The 23,095-nt window shown below is 71.8% G+C and carries 17 protein-coding genes; 11 read left to right on the top strand and 6 right to left on the bottom strand.

Features of this window, described 5'->3' with window-relative positions:
• Nucleotides 1-37: 37 nt before the first annotated feature.
• From ACGF8B_RS31760 to ACGF8B_RS31710, 11 genes are all read left to right on the top strand, one after another.
• A complete protein-coding gene (locus tag ACGF8B_RS31760; protein WP_392745456.1) occupies nt 38-1,003 on the top strand; it encodes an antibiotic biosynthesis monooxygenase in 966 nt (321 codons plus the stop codon).
• A gap of 127 nt (nt 1,004-1,130) precedes the next feature.
• Nucleotides 1,131-2,093, top strand: a complete 963-nt coding sequence (locus tag ACGF8B_RS31755; RefSeq protein WP_392745454.1) for a PmoA family protein — start codon at nt 1,131-1,133, stop codon at nt 2,091-2,093.
• On the top strand, nt 2,087-3,052 hold the full coding sequence (locus tag ACGF8B_RS31750; protein ID WP_392745453.1) for a D-2-hydroxyacid dehydrogenase: 966 nt from the start codon (nt 2,087-2,089) through the stop codon (nt 3,050-3,052). Before ACGF8B_RS31755 ends, ACGF8B_RS31750 begins: the two co-directional genes overlap by 7 nt.
• 13 nt (nt 3,053-3,065) lie before the next feature.
• Complete coding sequence (locus tag ACGF8B_RS31745; protein ID WP_392745451.1) at nt 3,066-4,307, top strand: mandelate racemase/muconate lactonizing enzyme family protein; 1,242 nt, start codon at nt 3,066-3,068, stop codon at nt 4,305-4,307.
• A 90-nt stretch (nt 4,308-4,397) separates the two neighbouring features.
• A complete protein-coding gene (locus ACGF8B_RS31740; RefSeq protein ID WP_392745449.1) occupies nt 4,398-5,468 on the top strand; it encodes a LacI family DNA-binding transcriptional regulator in 1,071 nt (356 codons plus the stop codon).
• 182 nt (nt 5,469-5,650) lie between these two features.
• Nucleotides 5,651-6,826 (top strand): GntR family transcriptional regulator, encoded by a 1,176-nt coding sequence (locus tag ACGF8B_RS31735; protein WP_392745447.1) that lies wholly within the window; start codon nt 5,651-5,653, stop codon nt 6,824-6,826.
• A gap of 14 nt (nt 6,827-6,840) precedes the next feature.
• Nucleotides 6,841-8,475, top strand: a complete 1,635-nt coding sequence (locus ACGF8B_RS31730) for an FAD-dependent oxidoreductase (RefSeq protein WP_392745446.1) — start codon at nt 6,841-6,843, stop codon at nt 8,473-8,475.
• Nucleotides 8,476-8,578: 103 nt separating this feature from the next.
• Nucleotides 8,579-9,682: a Gfo/Idh/MocA family protein gene (locus tag ACGF8B_RS31725; protein ID WP_392745444.1), complete on the top strand. Its 1,104-nt coding sequence runs from the start codon at nt 8,579-8,581 to the stop codon at nt 9,680-9,682.
• The gene (locus tag ACGF8B_RS31720; protein WP_392745442.1) at nt 9,679-10,404 is read left to right on the top strand and encodes a polysaccharide deacetylase family protein; all 726 of its coding nucleotides are present in this window, start codon (nt 9,679-9,681) and stop codon (nt 10,402-10,404) included. The genes ACGF8B_RS31725 and ACGF8B_RS31720 overlap by 4 nt, the downstream gene beginning before the upstream one ends.
• Before the next feature lie 46 nt (nt 10,405-10,450).
• Nucleotides 10,451-13,456, top strand: a complete 3,006-nt coding sequence (locus tag ACGF8B_RS31715) for an alpha-mannosidase (RefSeq protein WP_392745440.1) — start codon at nt 10,451-10,453, stop codon at nt 13,454-13,456.
• 120 nt (nt 13,457-13,576) lie between these two features.
• Nucleotides 13,577-15,334 carry a protein kinase gene (locus tag ACGF8B_RS31710; RefSeq protein ID WP_392745439.1) on the top strand — a complete coding sequence of 586 codons (1,758 nt, stop codon included), beginning with the start codon at nt 13,577-13,579 and terminating at the stop codon, nt 15,332-15,334.
• 13 nt (nt 15,335-15,347) lie between these two features.
• Here the strand turns inward: ACGF8B_RS31710 and ACGF8B_RS31705 are convergent, their stop codons facing one another.
• The 6 genes from ACGF8B_RS31705 to ACGF8B_RS31680 form a co-directional block, all read right to left on the bottom strand.
• The gene (locus tag ACGF8B_RS31705; protein WP_392745438.1) at nt 15,348-15,962 is read right to left on the bottom strand and encodes a hypothetical protein; all 615 of its coding nucleotides are present in this window, start codon (nt 15,960-15,962) and stop codon (nt 15,348-15,350) included.
• 8 nt (nt 15,963-15,970) lie between these two features.
• Nucleotides 15,971-16,654: a hypothetical protein gene (locus ACGF8B_RS31700; protein ID WP_392745436.1), complete on the bottom strand. Its 684-nt coding sequence runs from the start codon at nt 16,652-16,654 to the stop codon at nt 15,971-15,973.
• A 141-nt stretch (nt 16,655-16,795) separates the two neighbouring features.
• The gene (locus tag ACGF8B_RS31695; RefSeq protein ID WP_392745435.1) at nt 16,796-17,770 is read right to left on the bottom strand and encodes an acetylxylan esterase; all 975 of its coding nucleotides are present in this window, start codon (nt 17,768-17,770) and stop codon (nt 16,796-16,798) included.
• A gap of 117 nt (nt 17,771-17,887) precedes the next feature.
• The gene (locus ACGF8B_RS31690; protein ID WP_392745434.1) at nt 17,888-20,566 is read right to left on the bottom strand and encodes a hypothetical protein; all 2,679 of its coding nucleotides are present in this window, start codon (nt 20,564-20,566) and stop codon (nt 17,888-17,890) included.
• A 286-nt stretch (nt 20,567-20,852) separates the two neighbouring features.
• On the bottom strand, nt 20,853-21,779 hold the full coding sequence (locus tag ACGF8B_RS31685) for a carbohydrate ABC transporter permease (RefSeq protein WP_392745432.1): 927 nt from the start codon (nt 21,777-21,779) through the stop codon (nt 20,853-20,855).
• A complete protein-coding gene (locus ACGF8B_RS31680) occupies nt 21,779-22,810 on the bottom strand; it encodes a carbohydrate ABC transporter permease (protein WP_392745430.1) in 1,032 nt (343 codons plus the stop codon). Before ACGF8B_RS31680 ends, ACGF8B_RS31685 begins: the two co-directional genes overlap by 1 nt.
• Between the last annotated feature and the right edge of the window lie 285 nt (nt 22,811-23,095).

Below are 23,095 nucleotides of genomic sequence, written 5' to 3'. Positions count from 1 at the left end.
TTGTCCGATAACTCCCTTTAGAACTAGACTACTCCGCATGAGTACCCGTGCAAGCCCCGGCCCCGGCGGCAGTGCCACGGTCGTCATCTCCCAGCGGGTCCGGGCCGGTCGGAACGACGACTACCGGCGCTGGCAGGAGAAGACCAACGAAGTCGTGCGGGGTTTCGACGGGTTCCAGGGAACGGAGATGTACCCACCGGCTTCCGGTGACGAGAACGAGTGGGTCGTCGTATTCCGCTTCTCCCGCCTCGAACAGCTCACGCGCTGGCTGGAGTCAGCGGCACGCCGGCAACTCCTCGACGAGGCTGCTCCGTTGTTCGACGGGCCCGCCACGCAGGAAGTGCTCTCCGGCGGGACGCCCACCGACGATGTCGTCACGGCCGTGGTCTCGCACGATGTGCGGCCGGGGCACGAGCAGGATTTCTTGCACTGGCAGTCCAAGATCCTGAAGGAGCAGGAGAGGCAACCGGGTTTCATGGGGTCCGAGTTGTTCAGACCGGTGAAGGGCATCCAGGACCGCTGGGTGGTGGCCTTCCGGTTCGACACCCGGGAGCACCTGGAGGCATGGCTCGCATCCGATGCCCGCCGACGGCTCGTCGAGGAGGGGCGCGGCCATTTCGAATCCTACGCCGTTCGCAAGATCGGCTCGGCGTTCGGCGGCTGGTTCCGCTTCGGTCCGGGCCCGCAGGAGGGCGTGCCGCCCAACTGGAAGCAGGCCATGTCCGTGGTGCTGGCGCTGTATCCGACGGTGATGGTCCTGGAGCTGACGGCAGGCGACTGGTTCAAGGATCTGGGGGTGCCGGGGTACATCGCGCTGTTCCTCAGCAATGTACTGAGCGTAAGCATCCTGACCTGGCTGCTGATGCCACTGGTCAACCGGGCACTCGCGTTCTGGCTGCTGCCCGGCCGCGCCCGGTCGGTCCGGGTCCATGTGGCCGGAGCGGCTGTCGTGACGCTGTGCTATCTGGTGATCATCACCGTCTTCGGCCTGACCACCGGCTGACCGCGGCGTACGGACACCGCCCCTCCGTACCGCACCCGCCTCGGCCCACGTTCTTGTTGACACCCCTCCGAGGCAGGCCCTAGGTTGCGGTAAGCGCTTTCCAGCCGCATCCAGGAGATCTCGGGACATGAGCAGTCCACTGCGCATCACGCACGCCCACGGTGACCGGATCACGGTCACGGAGGAGCACGGCGGCATCGATCTGATCAGCTACGTCTACCGACCGGAAGCGGCCTGGGAAGCCCCCAAGCCGTACATCCACCCCATGCGCACACTGACTGACAACGTTGTCACCGACTACCGGCCCAACGATCACCGCTGGCACAAGGGCCTCCAGATGACGGCCTCCCACCTCTCCGGGCAGAACCTGTGGGGCGGCAACACCTATGTGCACGGCCAGGACTACGTGCCGCTGCCCGAGCGGGTCGGGTCGATGGCGCACCTCGGATTCGACGAGGTGGCGGCGGACGCCGGACGCGCGGTCATCGCGGAGCGGCTGAGCTGGCGCCACAACGACGGCACGCACTGGGCCGACGAGCTGCGCCGGGTCGAGCTGCACGACGTCGAGCACGCCGGCTCCGGATCCGGCACCACCGACGCGGGCCGCGGTGGCAGCTGGACGCTGACCTGGTCCAGCGCGATCACCAACCGGCGTGCCGAACCGCTGCGCTTCGGCAGCCCGACGACCCACGGCCGGGAGGCGGCCGGCTACACCGGCCTCTTCTGGCGCGGGCCGCGCGCCTTCCGCGGCGGCCGGATCCTCGGCCCGGACGGGGAGGGCCCGGCGCTGATGGGGACGCAGGCACCCTGGCTGGCCTACAGCGGCGAACACGACGGCTCCGACGGACACGCCACGCTGATCTTCCAGCACGCCCCGGAGAACGATCACACGGGAGCGGGCGGCACCCATCCGGCGCACTGGTTCGTCCGCGACGAGCCCTTCGCGGCGGTCGCCCCCTCCTTCGCCTTCCACGAGGAGCTGGAGCTCGCCCCGGGCGACACCCTGGCCCGCCGATACCGGGTCACCGTCGCGGACGGCGCCTGGGACCGGGAGCGGATCACCGATCACCTGGCGGCGCACCCGTGGTGAACGAGGACATGGACGGCCCCGGCCTGTACGTGGAGCTGCCGCTCGACGACTCCGGCCGGACCCGACTGCGCGGTCTCGGGACCGGGCCCGTGTGGTTCGCCGAGCCGGGAACCACCGCCGCGGCGGACGCCCGGGCGCTCGCGGGCGCCCACATCGCGCTCGGAAATCCCCGGGCGGCCTGGGTGGCCGAAGCGCCCCGGCTGCGGTGGCTGCAGCTCGCCTCGGTCGGGATCGACGGCTATCTCGGCCTGGACTGGCCGGTCCTCGGCCACCGGCTGACCGTCACCAACCTGGGTGACCTCTTCGCGGGACCGGTGGCCGAGTCGTGCCTGGCGGGCGTCCTGGCGCTGCACCGCGGCATCGACGAACTCGCCGTGCTGCGTACCCGCGGCACCTGGGCGAAGTCCACCGTCCGGCCGCGGCTGCGGCTGCTGTCCGGATCACGGGTTCTGGTGCTGGGCCGGGGGTCCATCGCCCGGAGGTTCGCCGAGCTGCTCGGACCGTTCGGCTGCCGGGTGTCGTACTTCGCACGCGGCTCGGGCGACATCCGCACACCGGCCGGGCTCGACGAGCGGCTGCCCGGCTTCGACGTGGTGGTGGGACTCCTGCCCGGCACCCCCGCGACGGACCGGCTGCTCGACGCGCGCCGGCTCGCGCTCATGCGGCCGGGGGCCGTTCTGGTGAACGCCGGCCGGGGGTCGCTGGTGGACGAGGAGGCGCTGGTCCGCGAGCTGTCCTCCGGGCGGCTCGGCGGCGCCGTGCTGGATGTGACGGGGCAGGAGCCGCTGCCCGCCGGGCATCCCCTGTGGTCCTGCCCGAACGTCGTCCTCACCCAGCACACCGCGGGTGGCTGCACGGACGAAAGCGCGCGGGTCGTCGACCTGTTCGCGGACAACCTGCTCCGGTTCGGGGCCGGTGAACCGCTGCGCAATCCCGTGCAGTGGACCAGAGGATTCTGAGGACACGACCGACATGCCCGAATCAGCTTCCGCGCGCCCCGGCGCGCTCGTCGACGACGGAGTGCGCGTCGCGGCGCTCCGGCCGGTGCTGCTCAGTGCGCCGTACGCCGATCCGGAGAATCTGGAGGTACGCGTGGCGCTGCCCTCGGGGTGGCGCACGACGGGGCTGGTCGAGGTGACCCTGGACGACGGGACGACCGGTCTCGGCGAGGGGTATCTCGCCGTCTTCGCCCCGCAGGTCTTCGTCTCCACGGTCGAGCTGCTCGCCCCCTACCTGGTCGGACGCCCGGCCGGGGACCTGGCCGGACGCTACCGGGACATGGTGCACATCACGGGGTACTGGAGCCTTCAGGGGGCCGCCCGCCATGTCGTCTCCGCCGTGGAGGCGGCCCTGGTCGACGCCCTCGGGAAGCGGGCCGGCGTGCCGGCGTACGAGCTGCTGGGCGGCCGTCGTACCGACCGGATCCGGCTCTACGCCAGCGGGGGCGACTCGACGTCGCCGGCCGCGATGAGCGCCGAGATCGCCGCTGTCGCCGCCCTCGGGATCGACACCTTCAAGATCAGGGCACGGGGCCACGAGGCGGACAAGGCGGTGTGGACGCTTGAGCACGCGGCCCCGCACGGTGTCGGGATCGCCGTCGACATGGCACAGAATCTCCATGACCCCGGCCAGTCGGCGGCGGACGCGCTGGCGTTCCTGGCCGCGGTGCGGGCCGGCACGCGGCGGCCGCTGCGTTTCCTGGAGGAGCCGCTGGGCCCCGCCCGTACACATGAGTACCCCGCGCTGCGGCGGGCGGCCGGCTGCCCGGTGGCCGGCGGGGAGACCGTCACCACCGCACGAGAGCTGCTGGAACGCATGGCCGCGGGTTGCTACGACATGGTGCAGCCGGACGCCACGGTCGTCGGTGGGCCGGTGCAGACGCTGGCCGTCTTCGCGGGTGCCGCGGCACACGGCGTCGACCCGGTCGTGCACTGCTGGGGCAGTGCGGTGTGCCAGGCGGCCAACTACCACGCCGCGTTCGCCGGTGGCGGTCGGCTGGCCGAGTGGCCGATGCCCGCGTACCCCCTGCGGTCCGAGCTCCTGGTCGAGCCCTTCCGCATCGAGGCGGGCCACCTGCTCGCTCCGCGGGCGCCCGGGCTCGGCGTCCGGCTCACCCCGCAGACCGAGCGGCAGTACGCCTTCCGCGGTGATGCCGTCTACCGCTGCCTGGCCACACTGCCACCGGCCGCGCCGGGCCGGTGGAACACCGACTGACCGGGCGCCCCGGGCGAGAGCGTCGGCGGCGGGCCGGGTCCTCTTGCCCACACAATGGGAAAACGCTTTCAGTGCGGCTATCGTAGCCCCATGCAGAGCCAGGTCAATCGCCGTTCCGCCCGCCCCCGCCCGTCGTCCGCCGTGACGCTCCAGCAGGTCGCGCAGGACGCCGGGGTCTCTCTCGCCACGGCTTCGCGCGTCCTCAGCGACAGCGACCGCAACGTGACCCAGGAGCTCCAGGAGCGGGTCCTGGAGGCGGCCGCCCGGCTCCGCTACGTGTCCAACGCGCCCGCCCGCGCGCTGGTGCAGTCCACGACGTCCATCGTCGGCCTGGTCGTGCACGATGTGAACGACGCCTACTACTCCGCCATCGCGGCCGGCGTCATGGAGGTCGCCCGTGACCACAAGCTCCTGGTGATGCTGGCGGGCACCTTCCACGAACCCGGGCTCCAGGCGGAGTACGTGGCCCGGCTGCGGGCGCAGCGGGCCCGCGCCGTGGTCCTCGCCGGATCGGGTTTCACCGGCGCGAACGCAGCGCTCACCCAGGAGCTGGAGGCCTTCACGGCACAGGGCGGCCGGGTGACCGCGGTCGCGCACCAGGACCTGCCGGTGGACACGATCGTGCCGGGCAACCGCGAGGGCGGCCGGGCGGTCGCCGAGCACCTCGCCGCGCTGGGGCACACGGAGATCGGCGTCATCTGCGGTCCGCTGGCACTGGTCTCCGTACAGGAACGGCTGCTCGGCTTCCTGGAGCGGGCCGCCGAGCTGGGTGTCGTCGTGCAGGAGCACCACCGCGTGGAGGCCGACTTCACCCGGGAGGGCGGGCGGGCCGCGGCGGTGCGGTTGTTCCGCAGGTCGCCGGGGATCACCGCGCTGTTCGCGCTCAACGACGCCATGGCGCTGGGTGCGCTCGCCGCGCTCCGTGACGACCTCGGCCGGAGCGTTCCCTCCGACGTCTCCGTCGTCGGCTTCGACGATCTGCCCGTGGCCTGCGACGTCACCCCCGCGCTGACCACCGTACGGCTGCCGCTGGAGGAGATCGGCCGCCGGGCGCTGCTGCTGGCCCTCGGTGACGCGACGGCCTCGCCGCGCACGCTCGCCGTGCCTTCGCGTCTGGTGGTGCGGGCCAGTACGGCTCCGCCGCCCCGGGTGACCGGCTGACTTCCTTCCCGGCCACGGGGCCACCGGGAACAGCGAGTTGACGCATCAAGGAGGCAGATTCCCGGCTTGATGCACCAAGTTGCCGATCCTTTCCCTGCAACCCCCTTGAAATAATGCATTAACCCCCACCACACTGAGGTCAACGCTGATTGACGCGTCAAATTCGAGAGGGTGGTGGCTGGATGGGTACGTCCGGGCCCAAGTACCAGCGCATCAAGGACGAGTTGCGGGCCGAGGTGGCTCGTGACGAGTACGAGGCCGGTGCTCCGTTCATCACTCAGAACCAGCTTCGCGAGCGCTTCCAGGTCAGCTCCACCACCGCCGTCCGGGCTCTCAACGACCTTGTCGCCGAGGGGCTGCTGGTGCGGCGGCGCGGCCAGGGGACCTTTGTCGCCGACGCCGGTGACCGGGCGGCCGCGGAGCACTCACCGGCACACCGGTCCGGGGTGATCGCCTGCATCATCAGCGGCCAGGGGCCCTACCAGTCGGAGGTGCTGCGCGGGATCGAGTCCGGCTGTGCGGAGCGCGGGATGCGGCTGTTCTTCTCCGACTCCGCCGTCCACATGACCGAGACCGGGCACGCCTCGCACGACGCCTCGCTGGACCGCCAGGACAAGGCGTTGCGCCAGGCCGTCGGGGACCGGGTCGACGGCATCATCCTCTACCCCGTCCAGGGCACGCCCGATCCCGATGTCCTCGACGAGATCAGGCGCCTGCGCATCCCCATGGTGCTGGTCGACCGGTATTTCCCCGGCCTCGCCGTCGACGCGGTCACCGCCGACAACTACGACGTCGGCTACCGGCTCACCGAACATCTGCTGGCCGACGGCCACGAGCGGATAGCGACGCTCTGGGGCGAGACGCAGTGCACCAGCGTCCACGACCGGATGACCGGGCACAAGCAGGCGCTGCGCGCCCATGACCAGCCGCTGCTCCCCCAGTTGACCGCACTGCGCTCGTACACGGCGCTGTCCGAGGACGAGCGCAAGCAGCTGCTGACCGACCTGCTCGGCTCGCCCGAGCCGCCGACCGCCCTGCTGTGTGCCCACGGTTTCGCCGTCGCCACCGCCGCCGCCGATCTGGCCTCGCTCGGCATCGCCGTGCCCGACGAGATCGTGCTGGCCGGGATGGACGACGCCGGACCCTACGACCTGCTGCCGCTCACCAGCTTCGCCGCCCGGCTGCCCGCCAGGGAGATCGGTCTGCGGGCGGTCGAGCAACTGGTCACCCGGATCGCGGAGCGCACGGCGGGCGAGGACCCGTACCGCAGCGCCGAGCAGATCGTGCTCCCCGTCCGGATCAGGACGCGCGAGTCCGTGCCGGTCCGGCTCCGTACCGTCGCCGCCCGCCGGCCCTGAGGGAGGAGACTCCTGTGTTCGCCGCCCCCACCCCCCGTACCCGCGAACTCGGGACCGATGTCCTGGTGGTCGGTGCCGGTCTCGGTGGTCTCGCCGCCGCGCTGACCGCCTCCAGGTTCGGACACCGCGTCGTGCTCACCGAGGCGACCGACTGGCCCGGTGGCCTGTTCACCGCGCAGGCCGTACCGCTCGCCGACGGCCACCGCATCGAACTGGACCCCGTCTCTCCCGGCTACCGCGATCTGCGCGAGCGGATACGCGACTTCTACCGGCGCAACTACCCGCTGTGCCCCGAACCGTTCGCCGATCCGCTGCTCGACCCCGGCCTCAGCACCACCGGCCATCTCAGCCACGAGCCGCGCGCCGCACTCGCCGTCGTCCAGGAGCTGCTCACCCCGCACCTCGCCTCCGGCAGGCTCACCCTGCTGCTCGGCCACCGCCCGGTCGCCGCCCAGGCGGACGGGGACCGGGTCACCGCGGTGACCCTGGTGGCGGCGGACGGCGAGCCGGTGACGGTCAGTGCCCCGTACGTCGTCGACGCCACGGACCTGGGCGAGCTGCTCGGCCTCGCGGGCGTCGAGCACGTCACCGGCGCCGAGTCCCGCGAGGAGACCGGCGAGCCGCACGCGCCCGCCGTCGCCGATCCGCTGGACCAGCAGCCGGTCTCCTGGGTCTTCGCCCTGGACCACCGCCCGGGCGAGGACCACACGGTGGACCGCCCGGCCGGCTACGACCGGTGGTCCGAGGCCTTCTCCTGGGACACCGCGGAGCCGGGCGGCGGACCGGCCCGCTCCGTGCCGCTGTTCCTGCACGAGCCGGACGAGGTTCCGCCCTGGGCCGCGCCGCCCAACGACCGCTGGCACCAGCTGCGGGCGCTGGCCCGGAGCCGCTATCTGCCGGGCACGTTCGACAGCGACATCACCCTGGTCGACTGGGAGCAGACCGCCTACAGCCGGCTCCCGCTGACCGGTGCCGACGACGAGGTACGGGTCCGGGCCGAGCGGGAGGCGCGCGAGCAGGCCATGTCGTTCCTGCACTGGATGCAGACCCGCGCGCCCCGGCACGACGGCGGTCACGGCTACCCAGAGCTGCGGCTCAGGCCCGATGTCACGGGCACCGGGGACGGGCTCGCCAAGGCCCCGCACGTACGCGAATCCCGGCGCATCCGGGCCGAGTTCACCCTGCTGGAGCATCATCTGACCGCCGAGGCCCGGGCCGGGGCGCCGGGCGCCGAGACGTTCACGGACAGTGTGGGCACCCTGCGCTCCCGGATCACCCTGCGCCCCGGCGCGGGTGGCGGCGCCGGACTGGACCTGGAGTGCCTGCCGTTCCAGCTGCCGCTGGGCGCACTGCTGCCGGAACGGGTGGAGAATCTGCTCCCGGCCGGGCGGAACATCGGCGCCACCCATCTCAGCGCCCCCGCGCTCGGCGGGCACGCGGGCCAGTGGAGCATCGGTGAGGCCGTCGGCGCACTGGTCTCCTACTGCCTGGAGCACCGGCTGCCGCCGCGTGCGGTCCGCGCGGGCGAGCACCGGCTCGCCTCCTTCCAGGACCGGCTGGGCTCTTCGCTCGGTCTCGCCCTCGACTGGCCGGACCGGCTCCGCACCGGGCCCGTGACCAGTGCCGGGGCGCTCTACGCCACGCTCTGACCCCCACTGCCCTTCCCTCGGGAAGGGCACTTTCCCGACCTGCTGGAAAACGCTTACCAATCCCGGTGGCTCACGCCCTCAGCCTGGACGGCCCTCTGTGACTGTGACTCCTTACCGTGTACTGCTCGTCGGCGCGGGCAACATCGCCCGTGCCGTCCACATGCCCGCGTTCCTCGGACTTCCCTCGGACTTCACCGTGGTGGGCGCCGTGGACGCCGATCCCGCGACCGCCCGTTCCTTCGCCGACGACTTCGCGCTCCCCCACCACTCCACCGATCTCGCCGCCTCGCTGGGCGAGGTCCGTCCCGATCTCGTCGTGATCGCCTCGCCGCCCGTCGCCCACCGGGAGCAGGTCGTCGCCGCCCTGACCGCGGGGGCCTGGGTCTGGTGCGAGAAGCCGCCCGCGCTGAGCCTGGCGGAGTACGACGCCATGACCGCCGCCGAGGGTGAGCGGGGACCGTACGCCCCGATCGTCTTCCAGCACCGGTTCGGCTCGGGGGCCGAGCACGCCAAGGCGCTCATCACCTCCGGGGAGCTGGGGGCGCCGCTGGTGGCCCACTGCCAGACCACCTGGTACCGCGACGACGCCTACTACGCGGTCCCCTGGCGCGGGAAGTGGGCGACCGAGGGCGCCGGCCCCGCCATGGGGCTCGGCATCCACCAGATCGACCTGCTGCTCGAACTGCTGGGTGACTGGGCGGAGATCCGGGCCATGGCGGGAAGGCTGGCCCGCGACGTCGAGACCGACGACGTCACCACCGCCACCGTGCGCTTCGCCTCGGGCGCGCTGGCCACCGTGGTCAACAGCGCGCTCTCGCCCCGCCAGCTGAGCCATCTGCGGATCGATCTGCGGGACGCCACCATCGAGCTGAACCATCTGTACGGGTACGGCAACGGCGACTGGACCTACACCCCGGCTCCGGGTGTCGAACCCGGCCGGGCGGCCGGCTGGGCCTCCCCCGCCGAGGACGTCCCCAGCTCGCACGGCGCCCAGCTCCGCTCGCTCCTGGCCGACATGCGGGCGGGACGGCGGCCCCGGGCGAGCGCCGGGGACGGCCGCCGGTCCCTGGAGCTGATCACCTCGATGTACAAGGCCGCGCTCACCGGCCGCCCGGTCCTGGCCGGTGAGATCGGGCCGGGCGACCCGTTCTACACGGCACTGCACGGCTCCGTTCCCGGCTGGGCCCCGCAGGGGTCCGGGCGATGACCGACCGCCCGGACAGCGGCGTGGACCGTGCCCTGCTGCTCACCTTCGACGACCGGCACGTGCGCGAGTGGGCCGCGGCCGCGCCGCTGTTCACGTCGTACGGCGCACGGGTCACCTTCTTCATCTGCGAGCCCGACCGGCTGGACCGGGACGAGGTACGGCTGCTGCGCCGGCTCGCGGACGACGGCCACACCGTCGGCTGCCACGGACTGCGGCACGAGCGCGCCCCGGAGTTCGTCGCCGCGCACGGCGCGGGCGCCTATCTCGACCGGGAGGTGGTGCCCGCCCTCGACGCGCTGCGCCGCCTCGGCTTTCCGGCCCGCAGCTTCGCCTACCCGTGCAGTGCCCGTGACGAGGACACCGACCGGCTGCTGCTCACGCTCTTCGACCGGCTGCGCGGCGGGGTCCCGGCCGGCCGTCGCGCCGACCCCCGCCTCGCGGACGAACTCCACGTCCCGGCCGCTGACGTCGCCGCCCGGCGGGTCCTGCCGGGGTGCTCGGTGGACTCCGGGCGCGGGAGCGTCGCGTACGGGGACGATCTCGGCGGTGTCGAGGCGGCACTGCGCCGGAGCGCCGAGCACGGCGGCGTGACCACGCTCTACGCCCACTGCGTGGCCGACGCCCATGAGGCCAACCACGTGACCCCGGCCCGGCTGGAGAAGCTCCTGGCCACGGCCGACGGGATGTCACTGCCCTGCGTGGGCTTCGACGACCTCCCGTGAACCACTTCCGCGTCGCACACATTTCATCCAGAGGGGCCCTTCACTCATGCATGACGACCGCACACTGACCGAGGAACGGCTCGACCGCGCCCTGCGCGAGCGCATCCGCCCCGCCGTCCACCCCCGCACCGAGCCCCTGGAGTTCGAGGTCTGGCACGCCCCCGGCGAACCGGTGCCGTTCACCGAGGCGGTGGCCGCCCCGTACAAGCCGGGCGCCCTCGGTGACGACTGGGGGCCGGCCTGGGGCACCAGCTGGTTCCGGGTGACCGGCCGGGTTCCGCAGGGCTGGGCCGGTGAGACCGTCGAGACGGTGATCGACCTCGGCTTCGCCAAGGACCGGCCCGGCTTCTCCGCGGAGGCGCTGGCCCACCGGCCGGACGGCAGCGTGGTCAAGGCGCTCAACCCGCGCAACACCTGGCTGCGGGTCGGCGAACCGGTCGCGGGCGGCGAGGAGTTCACGTACTACCTGGAGGCCGCCGCCAATCCGGAGATCCTGGACGGGGTCAGCCCGCTGGGCGACCGGGAGACCGCGGGCGGCGAGCCGCTGTACCGCGTCGAGCGGATGGACCTCGCGGTCTTCGACCGGCAGGTATGGGAGCTGGTCCAGGACCTGGAGGTGCTCGACCAGCTGATGCGGCAGCTGCCGCTGGGCTCCGCGCGCCGCTGGGAGATCCTGCGCGCGGTGGAACGCTGCCTGGACGCCCTGGACCTGGACGCCGTGGGGGCGAGCGCGACCGCAGCCCGGGAGCGGCTGCGGGACGTGCTCGACTCCCCCGCGAACGCCTCCGCGCACCGGCTGTCCGCGGTGGGCCACGCGCACATCGACTCGGCCTGGCTGTGGCCGCTGCGGGAGACGGTGCGCAAGGTGGCCCGCACCACCTCCAACGTGGTGGCGCTGATGGACGACCGGCCGGAGTTCGTCTTCGCGATGTCGCAGGCCCAGCAGCTGGACTGGCTGCGGGAGCACCAGCCCGCGCTGTACGCCCGGGTGAAGGAGAAGGCCGCCACCGGCCAGTTCGTGCCGGTGGGCGGGATGTGGGTGGAGTCGGACACCAACATGCCCGGGTCGGAGGCGCTGGCCCGGCAGTTCGTCTACGGCAAGCGGTTCTTCCTGGAGGAGTTCGGGGTCGAGACCGAGGAGGTGTGGCTACCCGACTCGTTCGGCTACTCGGCGGCTCTGCCGCAGCTGGTGAAGCTCTCCGGCTCGCGCTGGTTCCTCACCCAGAAGATCTCCTGGAACACGACGAACCCGTTCCCGCACCACTCCTTCCTGTGGGAGGGGCTGGACGGCACCCGGGTGTTCACGCACTTCCCGCCGGTGGACACCTATGTGGCCGAGCTGTCCGGCGAGGAGCTCGCGCACGCCGAGGAGAACTTCCGGGACAAGGGCCACGCCACCCGTTCGCTGGTGCCGTTCGGCTGGGGCGACGGCGGTGGCGGCCCCACCCGCGAGATGCTGGCCCGTGCCGAGCGGCTCGCGGACCTGGAGGGCTCCCCCCGGGTGACGATCGAGAAGCCTTCGGACTTCTTCGCGGCCGCCGAGGCGGAGTACGAGCGGCCGCCGGTGTGGCTGGGCGAGCTGTATCTGGAGCTGCACCGCGGTACGTACACCTCTCAGGCACGGACCAAGCAGGGCAACCGGCGCAGCGAGCATCTGCTGCGGGAGGCCGAGCTGTGGGCTGCGACCGCCGCGGTGCGGGCCGGATTCCCGTATCCGCAGGAGGAGTTGGACCGGATCTGGAAGAGCGTGCTGCTGCACCAGTTCCACGACATTCTGCCGGGTTCGTCGATCGCCTGGGTGCACCGTGAGGCCGAGGCGACGTACGCCCGGATCGCCGAGGAGCTGGAAGCGGTGATCGGGGCGGCGCAGCGGGCGCTGGCCGGAGCCTCGGAGGGCGGCGGCACGGTGGTGTTCAACTCCGCTCCGCACGGCCGCGCGGGCGTGGTGGCGGGGGGCGCGGCGCCCGCGCCGGAGCAGTCCGGACGGCCGGTGGAGGTCGAGGAGTACGACGGCGGCTTCCGGCTGGACAACGGGGTCCTGCGGGTGACCGTGGACGCGCGGGGGCTGGTGGTCTCCGTCGTCGACCTGGTGGCCGGGCGCGAGACCGTCGCGCCGGGGGGCGCGGCGAATCTGCTCCAGGTCCACCCGGATCTGCCCAACCGCTGGGACGCGTGGGACGTCGATGCCTTCTACCGCAACACGGTGACGGATCTGACCGAGGCGGACGTGGTGCGCCGCAGCGGTGACGGCGTGGAGGTGGTGCGCAGCTTCGGTTCGTCCCGGGTCGTCCAGCTGCTGACGCTGCGGCCCGGTGCCCGGCGCCTGGACGTCGACACCGAGGTCGACTGGCACGAGCAGGAGAAGTTCCTCAAGGCGGCGTTCCCGATCGATGTGCGCGCCGATCACTCCACCGCGGAGACCCAGTTCGGGCACGTGCAGCGGCCGACGCACACCAACACCAGTTGGGAGGCGGCCAAGTTCGAGATCTGCGCCCATCGTTTCCTGCACGTCGGCGAGCCGGGCTGGGGTGCGGCGCTGATCAACGACTCGACGTACGGGCACGATGTGACCCGGACGGTCCGCGAGGACGGGTCGACCACGACCACGGTGCGGCTCTCGCTGCTGAGGGCGCCCCGCTATCCCGACCCGGCGACCGACCAGGGGGTGCACCGGCTGCGGTACGCGCTGCTGCCGGGCGCGACGATCGGTGACGCGGTCCGTGAGGGCTGGTCCTTCAGCCTGCCCGAGCGCCGGGTTCCGGGGAGCGCCGAGGTGGCTCCGCTGGTCTCGGTCGACGACGACGCGGTGGTCGTGACGGCGGTGAAGCTCGCCGACGACGGCAGCGGGGACGTGGTGGTCCGGCTGCACGAGGCGCACGGCGGGCGGGTCTCGGCGCGGCTGACGGCGGGCTTCGCGCTGGCCGGCGCGAGCGTGACGGACCTGCTGGAGCGTCCGCTCGCCGACGAGCGGGCCGAGGTGGAGGGTGACGCGGTCCTGCTGGAACTGCGGCCCTTCCAGATCGTGACGCTCAGGCTCACACCGAACGAATAGGGTCTTTCGTCCGGATCGGGCCGGACCACGCGAGCCCGGCCCGATCCGGACGAGAGGCCCGGGTGTGAGGCGTACGGGGTGGGTGCGCGCCGCCGCGAACCCGCCCCGTACTCTTTTTCCATGAACGCTGGGGGGCCTGTGCGCCGTGTGATCGACGACCGTTTCGAGTTGGTGAACCGGCTCGGCAGTGGCGGGATGGGCATGGTGTGGCGGGCCCACGACCTGGCGCTGCACCGTGATGTGGCGCTCAAGGAGGTGCGGCCTCCGGACCCGGCGCTCAGCGAGAACGATCCGGAGTCGGCCAGGCTGCTGCGTGAGCGGGTGCTGCGCGAGGCCCGTGCGCTGGCCCGGCTCGACCACCCGGGCGTCGTCACGGTCCACCACATCGTGGACGGCGGTGACGGGACGTACCCGTGGATCGTGATGGAGCTGGTGCCCGGTGCCTCGCTCGCGGAGCGGCTGGCCGGGGGGACGCTCTCCCCGGTCGAGGCCGCGGAGCTGGGCCGGGGAGTGCTGTCCGCGCTGCGGGCCGCCCATGCCGCCGGGATCCTGCACCGCGACGTCAAGCCCGCCAATGTGCTGCTGCGGGCCGACGGGAGTCCGGTGCTCACCGACTTCGGCATCGCGGCGATCCGCGAGTCCACCAGTCTGACGGCGACCGGTTCCATCATCGGCTCCCCCGACTACATGGCGCCCGAGCGCATCCGCGGCGAGGAGGGCGATCCCTCGTCGGACCTGTGGTCGCTCGGCATGATGATGTACGTCGCCGTGGAGGGCCGGCATCCGCTGCGCAAGGCCACCACACTGGCGACGCTGGCGGCCGTGCTGGACGAGGAGATCCCGCCGCCCCGGCGGGCCGGTGCGCTGGCCCCGGTGCTGAACGCGCTGCTGACCCGGGACACGTCCGTCCGGCCCGGTCCCGAGGAACTGGACCGGATGCTGGCGGCGGTCGTCGCGCCGGTGGGCGGGCCGGCCGGGGCCGCGCAGCCGCGCCCCGCGGCTCCGCAGGATGCCGTGCCGCCCGGTCCGCAGGCGCCCACCCGGCAGGACGCGGTGCCGCCCGGCTTCGGCGGCCCCGGTCCGACCACGGTCCTGCCCACCGCCCCCGTCCGGCGCCCGGCGCCCGTGAGCGGGGCGGGCACCGCTCCCCCGCGTCCGGCGCCCGCGACGCTGGGCAGCCAGGAGATCCGTCGCCGGCTCCGGCGGGGCCGTGCCTTCACGGCCGGCACCGCTCTCGTGGGGACCGCCCTGACCGGGGCGCTGGTGTGGTCGCTGCTGCCCGACGCGGAGACGGAGGCTTCCGGTACGAAGCCGGGCGGCACTGTGTCGGTCACTCCCGACACCCCGTCGTCCGCCTCGGGCCGGCCCCCCGGCGGCGCGTCGCCCGACGGGGCCGACCGGGCGCAGGGCTCGTCGCGGGTGGACCGGAAGAACCTGCTGACGCCTGCCGGAGCACGGTCCGTCGTCGCGGCGCTGAAGCCGGTGATGGGCACCACCGAGGTCACGTCGTTCACGCTGTACGACGTCCATGCGAGCGTCGAGGCCCCGGTGGCGAAGAACAAGGCCCTGTACGACGTCTACACGTACCAGGACGGCAAGGCCGTCCGTGACCGCGCGGGCGGCACGCTCCCGTCGGACGCCAGGTCCGTGGACCTGGAGAAGATCGACTGGGACGCCCTGCCGGGGCTGATACGCCGGGCGGACAAGGAGCTCGGTGTCGCCGAGCCCACCACCCACTACGTGGACATCGACCCGGCCTCCCCGTTCGACGGCTACCGGCCGACCCTCAGCGTCTATGTCTCGGACGAGTACGGCGGCGCGTATCTGCGGGCCGACATCGACGGCAAGGTGCTCAAGAAGTATCCGCGCAACGGCTGAACCCGGCGCGGGGTCAGCCGAGTACCCGGACCAGCACCAGCAGCACGGCCGCGAGACCCACGCCCATCAGCAGCGTCCAGAGACCGGTCGGGATCCCGGTGGCCGGCTCCTTGACCACGGCCGGCGGGGCGGCGGTGTTCGCCCGGGCCAGCCATTCGCGCGGCGGGTCGGCGGCGACGGCGACCCGCCAGGGCTGCTCGGGGTCGTATTCGACGACGGCCCTGGACTTGTGCAGCAGCCCCTGGAGGTCGAGGGGGTGACAGACCCGCATCCGGTACGCGGGGAGCCCCTCGGGCATCACGGTCAGGTCGAAGGCGAACACGGAGTCCACCGACCGCCCGTCGCGGACCGGCCGGCCGGTCCTCTTGTCGACGGTCCTCACCCCATTGACCACGGCGGGCGCGAAGGCGCGCGGCCCGCCGGAGCGCGGCTGCATCGCCGAGCCCGTCGCCAGCGGATCGCCCATGTCGCCGAGGATCGTCAGGATCAGGGCCGTCACCGGGACGCCGGTCAGCAGCAGCCAGCGGGGGCCGTCCAGGGCACCCTGGACCAGCGCGGCGACGGAGAGCCCGATCAGGAGGACGGCCACCATCCTGAGCGAGGAGAAGAGCATGCGCAGGGACGACATGGATCGGTTCATGTGAGGCGCAGCAGCTTTCGGTGGGGAATCGCGACCCGGGTGAGAGCGGGGTCGCCGGGGCGGTCGGCGTCGTACACGGCGAGGACGTCGCGTCTGAGGGCGACGCGGTCCACGACGGCCGGGACCTCGTGGCGCACCCCGTCCTCGTCGTCGAACACCACGGTGACCTCACCGGACTTGCGGCCCACCGACTGCCAGCCCTCCAGTACCGCGTCGGCCGTGCGGTAGCGGCGGGACAGCCTGCGCAGCCCCGCGGTGCGGCGCAGGCTCACCGCCGCGCCCCACCAGGCGGCGAGACAGCCCACGCCGGCGACGGACCACAGGACGGTGATCCATTGGGAGACGGCGAATTCGCCCAGCGGCAGGACCACGTGGAAGCTGGTGACGGTGGTCCGCTCGACCTGGCCCTCCGCCAGCGCGTCGTACCAGCCGGCCAGTGCCGCGACGGCGGAGAGTGTGATCATCGCGCCGGGTGCCGCCCGGTGCAGGTACCGGGCGCAGAGCAGACCGAGGCAGACCGCGAAGGCGATCCCGAGCAACGCCGACACGGACGCGAACTGGTCACTGGCGCAGCCTCCGGCCAGGTCGCAGGACCATTTCACACCGATCGCCTCGTGGCCGGCGATGTACCACATCGTCCAGACCTGCCACGCCATCAGCGCGCACGCGATGACACGCATCGCCTGCGCATAGGCTTTCTGCCGCACTGTTCGCCCTTGTCCTCGCCCGTCATGGGGCATTGACGTGCCCCGTCGGACGATATACGTGCTGTGCACACCCTGTCCGTGATCCACAACACGCCGGCTGCGGTGCGGCAGGGCTCAGACCGTGCCGGTCAGCGTCTTCGGCACCCAGCGGAGCTGGGCGGCCTCCTGGAACATGGCACCGCCCTCGTGGCCGTTGAACGGGTAGACCTCGATCTCCTTCTCGCCGGCGTAGGCGTTGTGTGCGGCGAAGACCGTGGACGGCGGGCAGACCTGGTCCATCAGCGCGACGGAGAAGAGCGCGGGGGCGGTGCCCCGGGCGGCGAAGGACACGCCGTCGAAGTACGACAGGGTGCGCAGGGCGGTCTCCTCCTTGCCCCGGTGCATCTTGAGGTAGCGGGCTATCTCCGCGTACGGGTTGGAGTCGGTGAGTGTGACGGCCCGCCCGAAGTGGCAGAGGAACGGGACGTCGACGGCGATGGCGGCCAGGTCGGGAACGAGTCCGCCGACCGCGAGGCTGATGCCGCCGCCCTGGCTGCCGCCGAACGCGACGGTGCGGGCGGGGTCGGCGAGCGGGTGGGACCGGGCCGCTTCGACAGCGCGTACGGCGTCGGCGTAGACCCGGCGGTAGTAGTAGGTGTCCGGGTCCTCGATGCCGCGGGTCATGAAGCCCGCGTGGGAGGGGCCGGAGCCGACCGGGTCGGGGGTGTCGCCGACGTTGCCGCCGCTGCCCTGGCCGCGCACGTCCATGATGAAGTGGGCGAATCCGGCCGACGGCCACAGGCCCCAGCAGTGCGGAAGGCTGCGGCCGCCGTTGTAGCCGTGGAACTGGACCATGAGCGGGAGCGGGCCCTCGGCGTCCGCGGGGGCGGTGAACCAGCCCTTGATCGGGTGGCCGCCGAAGCCGGCGAACGTGACGTCCCAGGTGCGGGTGCCGGTCAGCCCGGTCTCGACGGGCTCGAAGGAGACGGCGGGGTCGTGGGCGCGGGTCTCGGCGAGGGTCTTCGACCAGAAGGCGTCGAAGTCCTCCGGTTCGTCGATCTGCGGCCGGTAGGCGCGGAGTTCGGGCAGCGGCATGTCGAACAGGGCCATGGAGCTGGTCTCCTCATGGTGGGATCCGGAACAGTCTGCCGTGCGGCGTCACGGCATGGAGCGGCGGGGCCGGGTGCTGTCAGGTGCACCCGGCCCCGCCCGTTCTTCGGGGGTGGATCAGTCGGTCAGCTGGACGGCCCGCAGGCCGGTGGCGCTCTTGGAGTTGTTGGCGATGGCGGCGCCCCACTCCGTCCAGCCGCGCACCCGGCCGTCGTTGTCGCTGTCGTTGACGACGACGCCGAGCCCGATGGATGCGGTGGGCTTGCCGGAGAGGCCGAGCGAGGCCCACGGCACGGTCACGGTGTAGTGGGTGGTGGTGCCGTCACGGGTGATCTGTGCGGTGGCGCCGGGGGTCGGTCCGGCGGACTGGCCGGAGGGCGCCCGCCAGGTGTAGACCTGCGGCTTGCCGCCCACGAGCGAGGCGCCGATCTCGACGTACTGCTTGCTGCGGCCGGGCACCTGGGGGGTGACGGCGAACTGGATGCTGTCGCCCTGCCACATGTTCTCGGCGGTGGTGGCGGGCTGTGCCAGTGCGTTGTCCGTGATCGCGCCCTTGAGCACGAGTCCGGCGTCGGTGTACTGGGGCCGGACGGTGCCGGACAGGTCGGCCGCGCCGTTGTAGCCGCCCGTGTACTTCACCGAACCGTCGCCGATGACATCGATGGGCGTGGTGGTGTCGGTGCCGGACGGCTGGACGGCACCCCAGCCGTTCCAGGTGCCCACGGCGGTCCTGGCGCCGTCGGGGGTGTTGATGTAGGCGGCGGTCCAGTACCGCTTCCACTGCTTGATGTTGCGCGCGTCCACGGTGTACGAGGCGCTGGACCGGGCGCCGACCTCGATCGGTCCGTCGACGGTGCCCCGGTCCAGGTAGGTGTCGCCCGAGTTCACCTGCCAGTCCAGCTTGGTGAGTTCGAGCGGGTCGCGGACACGGTTGTTGGTGACGGTGACCTTCAGCGCGGCGGCGAACGGGGCCGCCTTCTTCACCACCGGGTCGAAGGTGACCTCGGTCGGCGGCACCACCTCGGTGTCCGAGGTGAGGCGGGCGAGGTTCAGCGGCCCGAGTCCGACGGTGCCGCTGACCGTGCGCGGCCCGGTGAGGGCCGAGGTGGGCAGCTGGATGTTCTGGCGGACGACCTTGCCGGGCTTCGCGGTGACCCGGTACTTCTCACCGGCGACCCGGAAGTCGTAGGGCAGCGGCAGTGTCCGGCCCTTGGTGCCGTCCACCTGGAGCACCGCGTCGACGGTCTCCTCCGTGTTGGAGTGCTGCGGCAGCCGGAGGGAGAACACCGGGCCGCCGACGGTCTTGACCGCGGACACCGCGCCCTTGACGTACAGCACCTTGCCGTCGATGCCGAGCTGCACCTTGCCGCCGACCGGGAGGTAGGTCTTCTCGTGGCCCAGCTGGTCGGTGACGGTGACCGGGCCGCTCGCCGAGAGTTCGGCCGTGCCCGGGGTGGCGGTCGTGGTGTACAGGGCCCGGACCGTGTCGTTTCCGGTGCCGAAGCGGTACGAGCGGATGTCGGCGGAACCCGCGTCGTCGCGGCCGGCGTAGGCGCGGCCCGCGAGCTGCCGGATCAGCACGCCCTCGGTGACCACGGACGGCTTGGGCTGCCAGGCCTTGACCTCCGCGGTGGGCCGCTTGAAGGCGCCGAAGTTGTGTTCCTTGTTGGTGGCGTCGGTGCCGTCGTTGGTGAGGTCGTACCAGTAGTAGCGGTTGACGCCCGAGGCGAACGAGAAGATCTGGGCGCGCGGCACGTACGCGGCCTGCTGGGCCGGGGTGACGCCGTCGCTGTGGGTCGGGTAGCCGTTCTCGGTGATCCACAGCGGGAAGTTCTTGCCGCCCGCCGCGTCCAGATCGGCGCGTACCTGCGGCAGCTTCTCCAACGCGGTCTCGGGCGGGGCGGGGTAGCCGTAGTGGTGAACGCTGAGCGCGTTCATGTACTTCAGGCCGCCGATCGCGTACAGCCGCTTGAGCCAATCGGTCTGGAGACCGGCCAGGCCGCCGCCGACGACGACGGCGTCCGGGACCTTGGCGTGCACCTTGCCGTAGCTGGCCTGGAGCAGTTTGAGGTAGCAGTCGGCGGTGATGCCGCAGGTGCCGTTGTTGAAGCCGGTCGAGTTGTACTCGTTGTAGATCTCGATTTCCTTCGAGGACTGCTGGTACTTCTCCACGGCGGCGGCCGTGAATTTCCCGTACGCCTCAAGGGCTTCGGCGGAGGCCGGGGTCCGGTTGCCGTCGTAATTGGTGTTCCGGTAGCCGGAGATGGGCAGGGCGGTCAGCCCCTGCGACTTGGCGTACGGGATGTGCTGGTCGGTGGAGTAGTTGCTCCAGGTGTAGCTGCCGGGGGTCTTCTCGATGGCGCCCCAGTTGATGTCGGAGCGGATGCCGTGCATGCCCATCAGCTTGACCGAGCGCAGCAGCTTCTGGTCGTCGCCGTCGTTCCATCCGTAGTGGATGCCCGTGCCGAAGCGGGTGTCCTGCTGTTCCTTGCCGGTCAGCGCGGTCAGTACACCGAAGTTGGCGGTACGGGTGGTGGTGCCGGCGGTCGCCGTGAGCGTGTAGTAGCCGCTGCCGAGCTTGGTGACGTCGACGGTGGCCGAGCCACCGGTGACCGGGGCGGTGCCGGACGCGACGGTCAGACCCTGGTCGTCGATGGCCTTCCAGGCCACCGAGGTCTGGTCGGAGCCCAGGGTGATCTTCGCCTGTCCCTTGACGAAGATCAGGTCGGGCGAGGTGACGGTGAGGGTACCGGCCGCGTGGGCGGCCGGGGCGGTGCCGGGCAACGGAGCCGCCACCAGCAGACAGCCGAGCAGGGCAGCGGCACTGCCCCATGCGGCGGGCCGCCGGGAGCGACCCCTTATTCTGGCCGGAACCAGAGGACCTGGCCGGATCGTGCCGTTCTGTTCCATCGAGGCAACCTCTCGATCGGATCGGCGCGGTGCGTTTCGGTGGTTCCCGGGTGGAGGTGTGCTCCGTCGGCTGTACCCCGGCGGAGCACACCGGCCCGTGTGCCGTCGGCGCGCACCGCTGCCGCCGTCGGCCGGCGCGGACGGGGGTCCGCGCCGTTACCCGGGTGGTGCCTCATCCCTTGAGGCCGGTGAAGCCTCCCCCGCCGCGGACGATCTGCCGCTGGAAGATCAGGAACAGCACGACCGGGGGCAGGATGGCGAGCAGCATCCCGGCGATGAGCAGCGACTGTTCCGCCGTTTCCGCGAGACGCGGCAGCGCGGCGGAGATGGGCTGCTTCTCGGTGTCCGGGATGACGATCAGCGGCCAGAGGAAGTCCTTCCAGGAGTTCATGACCGTCAGCAGGGTCACCACCGCGAGGATCGGCTTCGACATGGGCAGCACGATCCGGCGGAAGATGGTGAACGGACCCGCCCCGTCGACCTTGGCGGCCTCGAAGAGTTCACGCGGGATGCCGTCGAAGAACTTCATCACGATCAGCACGGTGAAGGCGCTGGCCGCGTGCGGCAGCCAGACGCCCCAGGGGCTGTTGGCGAGGGAGATGCCGAGGCCCGGCAGGTCGAGCACGGTGAGGTAGAGAGCCACCAGGGAGATGGAGCCGGGGATGAACAGGGTGGCGAGCACCAGCCATCGCACGGGCGTCGCCCACTTGGGGCGCAGCACGGACAGTACGTAGCCGCCGGTGGTGGCGACGACGAGGTGCGCGACGACCGAGCCGCTGACCAGGACCACGGTGTTCCAGAGGTACTGGCCGACCTGGAGTTCGCTCCAGGCGCGGGAGAGGTTGTCCCACTGCGCGTGGTCGGGCCAGAGCGCCAGCGGATCGCGCAGCAGCTCCTGGGTCGGTGAGACGGCGCCCTTGAACGTCCAGTAGAGGGGCGCCGCTCCGAAGGCGAGCAGCAGCAGGAGCGAGAGGGTCTGCACGGAGCGGAGCGAGACGCGTACCGAGGTCCGCCGCCGGTCGGCGCCGGAGATGAGTCCGCGTGCGCTCTCCTCGGAGCGGCCGGCGCGGCGGGTACGAAGGGGGGTCTGTACGGCCATCAGTTGCTCCAGCTCCTCGTCGCCCGCAGGTAGATCGCCGAGAGCACGCCGAGCACGAGGGCCAGCATCACGCTGAGCGCGGTCGCGGCTCCGAAGTCGCCGTTCTGGAAGGCGTAGTTGTAGATCAGCATCAGGATGGTGAGGGTGGAGTCCTCCGGGCCGCCGTCGGTCATCACGAAGGGCTCGGTGAAGATCTGCAGGGTGCCGATGATCTGGAGCAGCAGCATGATCAGGATGACCCCGCGCAGCGACGGCAGGGTGATGTGCCAGACCCGGCGCCAGATGCCCGCGGCGTCGATCTCGGCGGCCTCGTACAGTTCGGTCGGTACGGAGCCGAGCGCCGCCAGATAGATGATGACCGTGGAGCCGAAGCCGGCCCAGGTCGCTTCCAGCACGATCGACAGCATGGCGGTGTCGGTGGACTGCAGCCAGGGGTACGGGCCGAGGCCCACATGGGCCAGCAGTTGGTTGAACAGTCCGGCGTCCGGGTCGTAGAACACCTTCCACAGCAGGACCGACACGACCGGCGGGATCGCCACCGGAAGGTAGGCGAGGATGCGGAACAGGGTGCCGCCGCGCCGCAGTTCGGAGATGAGCACGGCGAGGAAGAGCGGCACCGGAAAGCCGATCACCAGCGCGAGCACGGCGAACAGCGCGGTGTTCTTGACGGCCGTCCACAGCAGCGGGTCGTCCAGTACGTGTGTGAAGTTGTCCAGCCCCACCCAGGTGGCGGGGTCGACCAGGTTGGTCTGCTGGAAACTGAGCTGCACGCTCTGGACGATCGGCCACCACGAGAAATAGGCGAAACACAGCACCATCGGAAGGCCGAACAGGATGGTGGTGACGCCTCCTTGCCTGACCCAGCGGACGAGGCGTTCCGCAGGGCCGCCGCGGTGCGGGGAGGCGGGGCGCGGCGGCCCGTCGGAAGTCCGCGGCAGGTCCGCGGAGGGGTCGGCGGAACGTTGTTTCCTCGTCCGGTCCTTCTGAGTGCGGTTCCCGGCGGGCGCCGCAGGCGCTTGTGACCTGCTCATTGACGTCTCCTCGCCTCTCCTCGTGCTGTGCTCACTGCGTGATGTCCGGACGCTCCGTTACCGGAAGGGATGCTGGTGCCGCGAGGGGCACTGGGGTCTTTCGTTTGGAACGGGCCGGACCGGGGAGCGGGTCCGGTGTCGTGCGTCGCAAGGCGGCGCAGGGGGTCGACGGGGTCTCCCCTGTTCGAGCGGAGCCGAGAGCTCGGGGAAGGAGCCCTGGCGACCGACGACAACGCGGCGGGCGCGGCACCGGGGCACACGGGCCCGGCATGATCCAGACGAGAG

It is taken from the genome of Streptomyces sp. NPDC047917 (assembly GCF_043204345.1).
GTDB lineage: Bacteria > Actinomycetota > Actinomycetes > Streptomycetales > Streptomycetaceae > Streptomyces > Streptomyces sanglieri.
This window is presented reverse-complemented; position numbering and strand designations above follow the sequence as displayed.

Coding starts and splice junctions, on each gene's coding strand:
- ACGF8B_RS31760 (WP_392745456.1), top strand. CDS start 38: ATGAGTACCCGTGCAAGCCCCGGCCCCGGCGGCAGTGCCACGGTCGTC.
- ACGF8B_RS31755 (WP_392745454.1), top strand. CDS start 1,131: ATGAGCAGTCCACTGCGCATCACGCACGCCCACGGTGACCGGATCACG.
- ACGF8B_RS31745 (WP_392745451.1), top strand. CDS start 3,066: ATGCCCGAATCAGCTTCCGCGCGCCCCGGCGCGCTCGTCGACGACGGA.
- ACGF8B_RS31740 (WP_392745449.1), top strand. CDS start 4,398: ATGCAGAGCCAGGTCAATCGCCGTTCCGCCCGCCCCCGCCCGTCGTCC.
- ACGF8B_RS31735 (WP_392745447.1), top strand. CDS start 5,651: ATGGGTACGTCCGGGCCCAAGTACCAGCGCATCAAGGACGAGTTGCGG.
- ACGF8B_RS31720 (WP_392745442.1), top strand. CDS start 9,679: ATGACCGACCGCCCGGACAGCGGCGTGGACCGTGCCCTGCTGCTCACC.
- ACGF8B_RS31715 (WP_392745440.1), top strand. CDS start 10,451: ATGCATGACGACCGCACACTGACCGAGGAACGGCTCGACCGCGCCCTG.
- ACGF8B_RS31710 (WP_392745439.1), top strand. CDS start 13,577: ATGAACGCTGGGGGGCCTGTGCGCCGTGTGATCGACGACCGTTTCGAG.
- ACGF8B_RS31705 (WP_392745438.1), bottom strand. CDS start 15,962: ATGTCGTCCCTGCGCATGCTCTTCTCCTCGCTCAGGATGGTGGCCGTC.
- ACGF8B_RS31700 (WP_392745436.1), bottom strand. CDS start 16,654: ATGCGTGTCATCGCGTGCGCGCTGATGGCGTGGCAGGTCTGGACGATG.
- ACGF8B_RS31695 (WP_392745435.1), bottom strand. CDS start 17,770: ATGGCCCTGTTCGACATGCCGCTGCCCGAACTCCGCGCCTACCGGCCG.
- ACGF8B_RS31685 (WP_392745432.1), bottom strand. CDS start 21,779: ATGGCCGTACAGACCCCCCTTCGTACCCGCCGCGCCGGCCGCTCCGAG.
- ACGF8B_RS31680 (WP_392745430.1), bottom strand. CDS start 22,810: ATGAGCAGGTCACAAGCGCCTGCGGCGCCCGCCGGGAACCGCACTCAG.